Below are 11,613 nucleotides of genomic sequence, written 5' to 3'. Positions count from 1 at the left end.
GAAATTAGTGGCAACAGTTCCAAAATGGTCAATCTCCCGTTCTGCAATTAAAGCCACTGGTTTTCGTGCTTCCGTCAATAGCATGACTAAGAAAGTGCCTGCCTTGAATGCGGATACTGCTAAATCTAAAGTGCAGCAATACATTCAGCAAGCTGAAGGAGCTACTCTGATAGAAATTGAAGAGGTGATAGGCTTAAGCCGGGTACAAACGATAGATATTCTGCGCTCCTTAATCAAGCAAGGAATACTAGAACAACGCGATCGCCAATACTTTATTCGGCAACAAACAATTTCTTGACAAACTTAATTCAAGCTCATTTTTTGTATTTGCAGACTAGCTGTTGGGCGATCGCTTGTGTCTGTCGCCTTAAGTACACAATCGATAAGCATTAAAGCTGGTCTATGCTTTGTAGTATTCAACATTCCCATCTTTTTCAGGTCTGTATTGCAACTACATCCATACAAGCAATTTGCTCAGTAGATGTAACATGGCAACAAGTTAACCTATTAATAATTAGTTAACCTATTAATAATTAGAAAAAGAGCTTAAATCTTTGTTCAAGCTTCCGGCTTTGAACTTTAAAAATATCCGTATTGGAAAGGGATATAACAAGCTGGAATAGCTCAATCAAGGTTTTGAACTGTGCTATTGGCAATCGCACGATAAAGTTAGTAAGCTGGATTGTTTGAGCAATTTTAATGTAAATGCAAAACTCAAGATATATAAGGAGGTGCGATCCATTGTGAATCAATTGATCGAGCAACTTCAAACTAAATTATTCACAGGCAGGCTAAATCTTGAAGCAAGGGATGGGCCGACTTGGACGCTATATTTTCGTTTAGGACGATTAATTTGGCAGGCTGGCGGTTCTAATGCCGATGAGCGATGGCGACGACACTTGTTGCGGTACTGTTCTAATCTGGATGTGACACAGTTGGAGCAGCTTGTCTCTCCCCAGGAAAATTACCGCGAGTATTCCATTCTTGCTAAGTTGCGAGAACAAAAATTAATCGAACAACAACAACTTGTTAGCCTGATTGCAAGCTCAATAGCTGAAGTTCTGTTTGATATCATGCAGTACATTGAAGCCAAAAGAAATGGCAACAATCCAGCAGGGCAGTTGTCACATAGTACCGTTGTTGGTGAAGTTCCTGGGGTTCTCCTAGCTGTAATACCAACAGAGGAAGTCTTGAAAAAGGCTACACAAGCCTGGCAAGAATGGCGAGATGCAGGACTGGCAACCTACTCGCCCAATTTATTTCCGATCATTCAACAAATTGAGCTACTTCAAGGACAAGCATCCTCTAAACAGATTATTGCTCTAGTTGATGGAACAAAAACTTTACGAGGTTTAGGGCAAAAAAGCGGTCGGGATGTCTTAGCTTTGACTCGGTTATTGATGACATTGGTAAAAACAGGGGCGATCGCTTTTTCACCAACCCCAAAACTCAGGAAGATTCCGATTAGTCACGAAACTGGCAACCCATCCAGTGCAGTTAATAATTCCAATTCTTCACTAAAGCCAGAAGAGGACACTGTTTTACAAGTTGCGCCCAATTTCAAAAAAGTTGCCCCACCAGCGATTGGCAAAGAAATTGTTAGTCCGTCCAGTGCAGTTAATAATGCCAATTCTTCACTAAAGACAGAAGAGAAGACTATTTTACAAGTTGGCCTCCCAGCGGCTAGCAAAGCAATTATTGATGTCTCAAGACCTTTAGTAGCTTGTGTGGATGATAGTCCGATGATCTGTCGCAGTTTGGAGGAAATACTGACCCATCAAGGTTATCGCTTTGTGGGCATTCAAGAGTCCTTGACAGCAGTTTTAAACCTAATTAAAAACAAGCCAGACTTCATTTTTTTGGATCTTTTGATGCCAAAAGTAAATGGCTATGAAATTTGTTCTCAAATCCGTAAAACTCCAAGTCTCAAAAATGTGCCGGTTGTCATCTTAACGGGGAAAGATGGAATAGTAGATCGGATGCGAGCAAAATTAGTAGGAGCAACTGACTTTTTGGGTAAACCTGTAGAACAAGACAAAGTACTGAATATGCTTCACAAGTATTTAAGTGTTTAGGTTCAAGCGGTAGTCATATCAGTGGCTCCCCTACATCCATTTTCAAAACCGATTGTGGATGGTAAATTGCTCCCTAAATCTAGCTTGGTGTTAATTTATTTGTCGCCATTATTTTTCAAATTCTGAATTAAATAGTTAGGAAAAAAATGAAAAAAGTTCTTTTAGTTGAAGATAGCCTCACAGAATCTGAGAAGATGACACGTTACCTAGAGCAAGGAGGATATTCAGTTTATGAAGTTCGCAGTGGTGAAGAGGCTCAACTGCGGTTGAAACAACAAAAACCTGACTTGATCTTACTGGATTTGATTTTGCCAGGTCAAAGTGGATTTGAGTTCTGCCGAAAGTTGAAAGCCGATCCTATAACAAAAGGAATCCCGGTAGTGATTTGCTCAACTAAAAACACAGATGTTGATAGAACTTGGGGCAATATGAGTGGCGCTGATGGCTATTTAGTCAAACCTGTAGATGAAAATACCTTGCTCCAGACTGTTAATAAATTTATTCGCTAAAGGAAACTAGGGCAATGGTACAGGCCAATGATAGCTTTTCTTCGCTACCCATTAATAGCCAATTTCGACTTGAAAACTCTACCCAAGGGAACAACCAGAGGTTTTTAAGATTTCCGTTGAATGGAAAGGTAAATGGGTTACTCCCATTAGCTGATTTGCGGGGAGTAATTCAGGTTGCACTGACCGAGATTTTACCAGTACCACAGGTAGCAGAATTCTTGTTAGGCATAATGAATTGGCGGGGAGAAGCGATCTGGATTCTTGATTTAGCAGGTTTGTTGGGAGCAACACACTGGTGTCGGCGGGAAAGTGTGCGTAACTCTGGCATGGCGATGCTTGTTCAAGTCCAGAATCAAACCGTCGGGCTGTTGGTGGAGCAAGTCAATACCATTGAAGTTCATGACCCCCAAGAGCGGTTAGCGATTTCGACATCAATGTTACCTGGCCGACTAGGCTCGTTCTTACAGGGTTACTTTGTGGATTCTCAAGGTAGCCCTTTGATGTTACTTGACACCCATATTGTGATTCAAGCCCTTCAGCCTCTTTAAAGTTCAGAGCTTCCTATACAACGCCAAGGGCGGACGCACACAGGCTTCTGGACGCTGAAGCCGTTCCAGAAAAGTAAGTAGCCTCCGCTCTGCATTTTACTTATTAACTCCGACAACCTTCATAGCAAGAAAGATCATGGTAGCGCAACACAATCTTAGACCTAGCCAACCTCAGTCAAATTCCAGCAACGGTTATAAGGAAACCGATAACGGGCATACCGTTGATGTACCAGCAAAACAGCAAATCACCTCCGCTCTAGAAGAATTGCGAAATGAACTGGATCAAGCTGATTGGGTGGAAACAGGGCCATTGCGAGAGAGAATCCGCAAGTTAAAAGAACTGCTAAGTGTGTTGCCATATCAAGACGGAGGAGATGGATTAGAGGTAGAGCAAGTACAGGCGATCGCTAGCAAAATCCGCCAATTTTCCGATCTAGATACCTTGTTCGCCACTGTTGTCATAGAGGTACAAAGCGCCCTGCAAGCCGATCGCGTGGTGCTGTATGAGTTTACGAATCCGACGCTGGGGATAGTTGTTGCAGAGGCAATGAGGGATGGCTTTACCCCAATGCTGAAGGAAAAACTGCCTGCCGTCACTTTTGGGTTGGGTTCTGCCAAGCTTTATCAACAAGAAAAATTAGCAGCGATCGCGGATACATACACTGCTGGCTTGTCCCCTTACCAAAAGCAGCTCGTGGATCGGTTTCAGGTAAGAGCTTCTTTGAGCTTGCCGATTTTAGCAAAAGATGGGGTTTGGGGCTTGTTGGTAGTGCAGCAATGCACTGCTGCTCGCCAGTGGCAGAATGCTGAAATTCAGTTACTAAAATTAATCGAGCAGGAATTAGAAGCGCAACTGCAAGTTGCCGCGATCCAGGCTGCGTTGCAACAAGAAGTGGAAAAAGACCAAATCCTTGTCGGTGTAGCGAATAAAATTCTCCAGTCCAAAGATGCGGATACCATCTTTCGCGTTGCCACCCAAGAAGTGCGACAGTCACTAAAATGCGATCGCGTGGCAATTTATCGTTTCCAGCCAGATTGGAGTGGAGAATTTGTTGCTGAATCTGTTGGATCTGAGTGGGTTTCTCTATTAGAAGAACAGCGAAACAACCCAGCAATTGTCAATAACGTTAACTATTGCAGTGTGAGGAACCTTGCAGACGAAGGGGGATTGGTTGGGACAACAGGGCGATCGCATAATGCAGATAGCTACATTCAGCACACCCAAGGCAAAAATTTCCATCGCGGACAGATTTATCGAGTCACTAATGATATCTATAGTGCTGGTTTTTCTGACTGCTATATCAAAATTTTAGAAGCTTATCAAGCCAAAGCATACATTATTGTTGCCATCTTCCAGGGAGAAAAGTTGTGGGGCTTGCTCGCTGCCTATCAAAATTCTCAGCCTCGTCAGTGGAAAGATAGTGAAGTTCGCCTAATGGTGCAGGTTGCAACTTTGTCTAGTATTACTATTCAACAGGTGCAATATCAGCAACAACTTTATCACCGCTCTGAGGAGTCAGCCAAACTTGTTGAACGAGAACGTACTGTTTTCGGCATCATTGAAAAGATTGGGCAAGCAACGGATCTTCGCACCCTTTTCCGCACTGCAACCCAAGAGTTGCGTCGATTTTTAAAATGCGATCGCGTTGTCGTTTATCAATTTCATCCAGACTGGAGTGGAGAAGTGATCGCTGAATCTGTAGGTGCTGGTTGGTCGTCACTGGTGGAGATGCAAGAACAAGACGGCATTTTAAAAACAGGTCTGATATCTTCAGAACGTTGCAATATTAAGGATTATGCCTCCCCTGTTAAAGCTGATGCCGATACCTATCTCAAGGAAACGCAGGGTGGAATGTACGCTAAAGGAACGCGCTTCCGTAAAGTTAACGATATTTATGCTGCTGGTTTTTCACCTTGCTATTTAGAATCATTAGAGAAGTTTCAAGCCAAAGCATACATCATTGTTCCCATCTTCCGCGCTGGTAATCTTTGGGGTTTGTTAGCAGCCTATCAGAATTCTGAGGTTCGGAAATGGACTGAGGAAGAGGCCGGTGCTTTGTTGCAGATTGCCGAACCGTTGAGCATTGCCCTCCAGCAAGCTGAATATATCGAACAGCTACGGTTAAAAAATATAGAAATGACCCAAGTAGCTGAAGTCGAAAACGCGATCGCACGCATGGCGGAGAGAATGCGTCAGTCCCAACAGCTAGAAACGATTTACCGCACTACCTTGGCAGAATTGCGGCAGTTGTTCAAATGCGATCGCCTCGCAATATATCGCTTCAACTCTGACTGGAGTGGTGAATTTATTGCTGAATCTGTAGCAAGTGACTGGGTGCCTCTGGTTGGCCCCGATATCAAGACCGTATGGGAAGACGAGCATCTACAGCAAACCCAGGGCGGACGCTATCGCAACAATGAAACCTTAGCCGTCAATGACATCTATACTGTTGGTTATGCCCAGTGCCACATCGACCTGTTAGAGCAGTTCCAAGTTAAAGCCTACACCATCGCCCCGATTTTTGCTGGAAACAAACTTTGGGGTTTGTTAGGGGCTTACCAAAATAGCGGCCCGCGCCAGTGGAATTCCGAAGAGGTGCGATTACTAAGCAAATTGGGCATTCAGTTGGGGTTAAGCGTGCAGCAAGTTGAGTACATCGAACAGCTGAAGATGAAGAATGCAGAGTTGGCGCGGACAGCAGAAGAGGAACAAGTGCTGACAGCGATGGTGGAAAAAATCCGTCAAGCCCAGGATATAGACACAATTTTCCAGACTTTGCTGCCAAGTTTACGCAAACAACTACAATGCGATCGCCTAGCAGTATTTCGCTTTCATCCCGACTGGAGTGTGGAGTTTGTTGCCGAATCCGTAAAAGATCAATGGCTGTCTTTAGCTGGTTCCGACATCAAAACGATTTGGATGGACGAACACTTACAAGAAACTCAGGGCGGACGCTATCGCAATCATGAAACCTTTGCTGTCAATGATATCTACACTGTCGGTCACGTTCAGTGCTACCTAGAGATATTAGAAAAAATCCAGGCCAAGGCTTACACTATCGCTCCGATCTTTATTGGAAACAAACTCTGGGGCTTTATAGGAGCATACCAAAATACTGGCCCTCGTGAGTGGAAATCCAAGGATGTGCAACTGTTGCGAAAAGTAGCTGTGCAAATGGGTATAGGCTTGCAACAGGTTAAGTATATCGAACAGCTCAAGAAGAAGAATGCAGAGTTAGCCAGAACCGCAGAAGGGGAACGAGCATTAACACGGCTGTCAGAAAAAATTCGCCAAGTTCAAGAGCTAGATACGATTTTCCGCAATGCCCTACCAGAATTGCGATCGCATTTGGAATGCGATCGTCTCGCAGTGTATCGCTTCAATCCAGATTGGGGTGGGGAATTTATTGCCGAATCTGTAAGTCGTGAATGGGTGGCTTTGGTTGGCCCCGATATCAGGACTATATGGGAAGACGAACACCTACAACAAACCCAAGGTGGACGCTATCGCAACAACGAGACGTTTGTAATTAATGACGTTTACACTGCTGGCCATGCCCAGTGCCACTTGAAAATTCTCGAGCAATTCCAGATTAGAGCCTATATCATCACCCCGATTATTGCCGGAAACAAGCTCTGGGGTTTGTTAGGAGCATATCAGAATAGCGGGCCGCGGCAATGGCAAGAGAATGAAGTCAACTTGGTAGCGAAAATCGGCACGCAGTTTGGGGTTGCTGTCCAACAATCGCAATACTTACAACAAACCTTAAGCAAGAATGAGGAACTGACCAAACTGGCAGAACGGGAAGTAGCAAACGCCCGATTTTCCTATCGCCTGCCAAGTCGGTTAACAGAGATGGCCCAAAGTCATGGTAATGTTCTGGAATTTATCCAGTTTGCCACCCACGAACTTCGTCAACTGCTGAAAGTAGATCGAGTTGGAGTTTACCGTTTTGAGCCTGATTGGTCTGGAGAATTTGTAGTTGAGTCTGTGACTGGGGATTGGCCTAAGCTGGTGGGAACTAGCCTTGCCAAAGTTAGAGATACCTTTCTCCAGTACAACCAAGGAGGACGTTATGTCCGCAAAGAAAGTTTGCGGGTTGACAATATATATAGTGTCGGTCATGACGAATGTCACATCCAATTGTTAGAGATGTGGGGAACTAAAGCCTACATGATTTCTCCGATTTTTCAAGAAAATCGGCTATGGGGGCTGATGGGAGTTTATCAAAATAGCGCACCGCGCCAGTGGGAGCAATCCGAGGAAGATGTTCTCAACCAAGCCAGCGTCCAGATTGGTATTGCCCTCAATCTTGCAGACTACCTAACACAGGTGCGTACTCAAGAGCAGCAACTAGCAGAAGCAGCAGAGCGCGAACGTACCGCCCGAGAAAAACTGCAACAAGGAGCAATCCGCGTTCTCATGGCTTTGGAACCATCCTTCAGAGGCGATCTGACCGTTCGAGCGCCCCTATCTGAAGATGAAATTGGGACGATCGCCGATGGTTACAATACTACGATCCAAAGTTTGCGAGATTTAGTGCGACAAGTGCAAATTGCTGCTGGCAGGGTGAGTGAAACTTCTAGCGATAACACGATCTCAGTAGTGAAACTATCCGATCAAGCTCAACAGCAGGCAGAACGGCTTGAACACGCTCTGGAACAATTACAAATGATGGTAACTTCCACCCAGATAGTCGCTGCTGATGCTCAAAAAGTAGGACAGGCGGTTCAAAGAGCTAATAACACCGTCCAAGCTGGTGATTCCCTGATGGAAAGAACCGTAGATGGCATTCTGGAGATTCGGGAAACCGTGTCGGAAACAGCGAAGAAGATTAAACGCCTCGGTGAAGCTTCTCAGAAAATCTCGAAAGTAGTGAGTCTGATTGAAAACTTTGCCACTCAAACTAATTTGCTGGCACTCAATGCTGCGATCGAGGCTACCCGTGCCGGAGAGTATGGCAAAGGCTTTGCGGTGGTTGCAGATGAAGTTCGTTCCCTGGCTTATCAGTCGGCTAGTGCCACCACAGAAATTGAGCGACTCGTGCAAGAAATTCAAGCTGGCACCAACGAAGTTACCGAAGCAATGGAAATAGGGATTAGCCAAGTTGTCCAAGGCTCGAACTTGATCGATGAGACTCGTCATTCCCTGAGTGCGATCGTGGTAGCTACCAACGAAATTGGTGGACTGGTGCAAGGAATTACCCAAGCAGTTTCCCACCAAAGTCAGCAATCTCAGATGTTGACAGAGGCGATGATGGATGTTTCGGCGATCGCCCGCAAGACTTCAGAAAGTGCCATCCATATTTCCGAGTCTTTTGAGGAACTACGGATGACTTCACAACAACTGGAAACCAGCGTTAGCCAGTTCAAAGTTGACTAATCTCACAAAACTGTTATGAACTCCGATCCCAGTAATCAAGAGCAGGCTTTTCTTGCGGAAGCGGCAGAGTTGTTGCAAACCATTGAGCAGAATCTGATCGGTCTACTTGATGAAAAAACAATAGAAAAAGTTCATGCCTTGATGCGAAGCGCCCATACTATCAAAGGGAGTGCTGCCAGTGTTGGGCAAGAAACTATTCAGACAATTGCCCATCATTTGGAAGATGTATTCCAAGCGTTATACGCTCCAGAACTGGAAATCGATCCAGAATTGGGTGCTTTGCTTCTAGATGCTTATGAGTGCCTGCGAACTCCATTGAGTGCAGCCTTGATGGGCTTATCCTGCAATGAGGCAGAAATACTTGATCGAACTGCCTCAATCTTTGCCCAACTTCAACATAAACTAGGCGACTTTTTTGGTCGTGAGGCTCCGCTTCCCAGTTCGGAAGAACTTGGCTTTGATGTGGTAGAGTCAATCTTTTCCGGGAGTGTACTCCAGGATTTGCAACAGCTGGAAACTGACATTCAAAGCCAAGATCCGCAACAAATTCAAACAACACTCAACTCCCAAGCCGAATTTTTTGTCGAACTAGCAGCATCTTATGGCTTATCTGGATTAGAAGAAATTGCCCAGGCGACCCTAAACGCGCTCAAAGCACATCCAGACAAAGTACTGCAAATCGCTCAGGCGGCTTTAGAAAATTTTAAAGCAGCTCAAACGGCAGTACTTGCAGGCGATCGCACTCAAGGAGGAGAAATATCTCCACAATTGCGAGAATGGGCAATGCTCACTACTCCTGTCCCAGAACCGCAAGAGCAGCCAGTTGCGATCGCTGCCCAACCCACAGAAACGTCTACAACTGAGAATAAGCCATCCCCCCTCCTCAGTGCCAGCGAAGCGGAATCAATTTGGTCGTTTTTCCCGAAGCGGACTGATAACTCCGCACCGAAAACACCGGAGGTACTGGCACCTATTTCTCAGGATTCGGTAGTAGCCCCCTCTGCCATAGATCGGATTTTACAGTCAATCTGGATCGGAGATCCACAGACATCCTGCCGATACTCAGACTCAGATCGGCCAGCCTCTCCACCACCAGCACCAAGCCTCCAGGCTCAGTCATCGGCATCACTTCCCAGTATCCGAGTCGCGATAGAACAGCTCGATCGCCTCAGCCATACAATTGGGGAATTGCTAATCAGCGAAAACCAACAAAACCTGCAATCTAACCACATCCACAAAGCAGCCCAAGACACTCTACTACAGTTTTTGTACTGTCAACAACAACTTAGTAAAGTTTTTACTTGGTCGGATCGACATCTGCTGCTTCCCGAACGCAAGCAGCGACAGATGCATGGATCTCCACGAGTTATCTCTGCTACCGAGGCACAATCCAATTTTGATGCCTTAGAAATGGATAACTATAGCGAGTTGCACATTCTCCTGCAAAATCTTACAGAAGACATGGTGCAATTAGGAGAACAGATTGAGGCTGTTAATGGCTTAGTTCAGCAATCTCGCTTCAGTCTCGGAAAGCGCAAGCAACTGCTTTCAGGAGCGCAGGAAGATTTGCTGCAAGCCAGAATGGTGCCACTGGGAACAGTGTTGAATCGATTACCCCGCCTCCTGCAACAGATGGTAGCAACTTATCATAAGCCTGTTGAACTCAAGCTTGGCGGTACGAAGGTACTGGTGGATAAAGCCATTTCTGAGCAGTTGTACGATCCCTTACTGCACATGATTCGCAATGCCTTCGATCACGGCATTGAACCGGTAGAAACCCGTCGCCAGCAGGGTAAACCAGAAACCGGAACAATTACAATTAAAGCCTATCATCAAGGCAACCGCACTACTATTGAGGTACGGGATGATGGTCGAGGCTTTAACTGGGAATCCATTCGTCAGCGAGCTATAGAAAAACACCTGCTGACTCCCGAACAAGCCGCCTACGCCTCAGAAGACCAACTGGCAGAGTTATTATTTGAACCAGGCTTTTCTACCGCCAACCAGGTTGGTGAATTATCTGGTCGTGGTATCGGCTTAGATGTCGTTCGCACTCAATTGCAAGCTTTACAAGGTTCGATTGTGGTGCGATCGCTTTCAGGGCAGGGAACCACCTTCATGCTGCAATTGCCCCTGAGCTTGACAACAGCACGCTTGCTCGTTTGTCAATCTCAAGGTATTACTTATGGCTTGCTGTCTGAAGGAGTTAGCCAAGTTTTATTACCGCAGCCAGAGCAGATTCAAGTCCAGCAATCTTTACACGGACAAGGCAGCCAAAAATTTTGGCAGTGGGGAGAAGGGCAAAATCAGCAACTAGTTCCCATCCGCTCGCTTGCCAATTTGCTGGATTACAAATACCCTTTATTCACCCAAGACCACAATTTAAACCTCAGTCCTTTTCCAGTCAAACAACGGAACACCGTCGAACCTCTGCTGCTGTTAGAAACAGAGCATCAATACCTGTGCTTGCAAGTCGATCAGATTTTAGTCGAGCAGGAATTAGTAATTAAATCCCTCGGTAGAGTCCTAACTTTACCTAGTTACATCCAAGGCTACAGCGTGTTGGGAAATGGTAGTCTGACCCTAATCGTTGACCCGTTGGAGTTAGTTCGGCAAACTTGGGAGACAGATATGATGCCGACTTCCCCGGTATCAAGTCTTGCAATATTGCCCGCACCTGAGCCTGTTCTTACTCTAGAGGCGCAGCAATCCGCAACTATAACGCAACCGCAGCAACAGCCGATGGAAGTCAATACAGCCGTTGCTCAACCTAACCGACTGACAGTGTTAGTCGTGGAAGATTCGGTTGTCCAAAGGCAAAGTTTGGTGCAGACGCTCCAAAAAGCCGATTATCAAGTGTTGCAAGCAGGCGATGGTCGAGAGGCGATCGCTCAAATGGTGCAACACAGCGATATTGATTTAGTGATTTGTGACATTGAAATGCCACGTATGAATGGATTTGAGTTTTTAGAACACCATCGCCAAGACGAGCGTTTGTCCGGCATTCCTGTGGTGATGCTGACTACTCGTAGCGGACAGAAGCACCGCCAATTAGCTCTAGCTCTAGGGGCGAAAGCTTACATGACCAAACCCTATTC

Annotated in this window: 5 protein-coding genes and 1 pseudogene; all 6 read left to right on the top strand. The window is 45.6% G+C overall.

Annotated elements, in window-relative coordinates:
• Positions 1 to 298, top strand: a pseudogene (locus IQ229_RS01425) (gas vesicle protein GvpC); the annotation flags it as partial.
• A gap of 445 nt (positions 299 to 743) precedes the next feature.
• A complete protein-coding gene (locus IQ229_RS01420) occupies positions 744 to 2,075 on the top strand; it encodes a response regulator (RefSeq protein WP_194040603.1) in 1,332 nt (443 codons plus the stop codon).
• Positions 2,076 to 2,221: 146 nt separating this feature from the next.
• The gene (locus tag IQ229_RS01415; RefSeq protein WP_194040601.1) at positions 2,222 to 2,584 is read left to right on the top strand and encodes a response regulator transcription factor; all 363 of its coding nucleotides are present in this window, start codon (positions 2,222 to 2,224) and stop codon (positions 2,582 to 2,584) included.
• Between the two features lie 14 nt (positions 2,585 to 2,598).
• Positions 2,599 to 3,132, top strand: a complete 534-nt coding sequence (locus IQ229_RS01410; RefSeq protein ID WP_194040599.1) for a chemotaxis protein CheW — start codon at positions 2,599 to 2,601, stop codon at positions 3,130 to 3,132.
• Positions 3,133 to 3,268: 136 nt separating this feature from the next.
• Positions 3,269 to 8,515, top strand: coding sequence for a GAF domain-containing protein (locus IQ229_RS01405; protein ID WP_194040597.1), 5,247 nt, complete (start codon positions 3,269 to 3,271; stop codon positions 8,513 to 8,515).
• Between the two features lie 15 nt (positions 8,516 to 8,530).
• Positions 8,531 to 11,613, top strand: a 3,083-nt coding sequence (locus tag IQ229_RS01400) for a hybrid sensor histidine kinase/response regulator (protein ID WP_194040595.1), incomplete at its 3' end; no start/stop codon positions are given.

Origin of the sequence: Nostoc cf. edaphicum LEGE 07299, assembly GCF_015207245.1 — a bacterium.
Classification (GTDB): domain Bacteria; phylum Cyanobacteriota; class Cyanobacteriia; order Cyanobacteriales; family Nostocaceae; genus Nostoc; species Nostoc edaphicum_B.
Note: the sequence above shows the minus strand (reverse complement) of the source record. Positions and strands in the feature narration are given on the sequence as shown.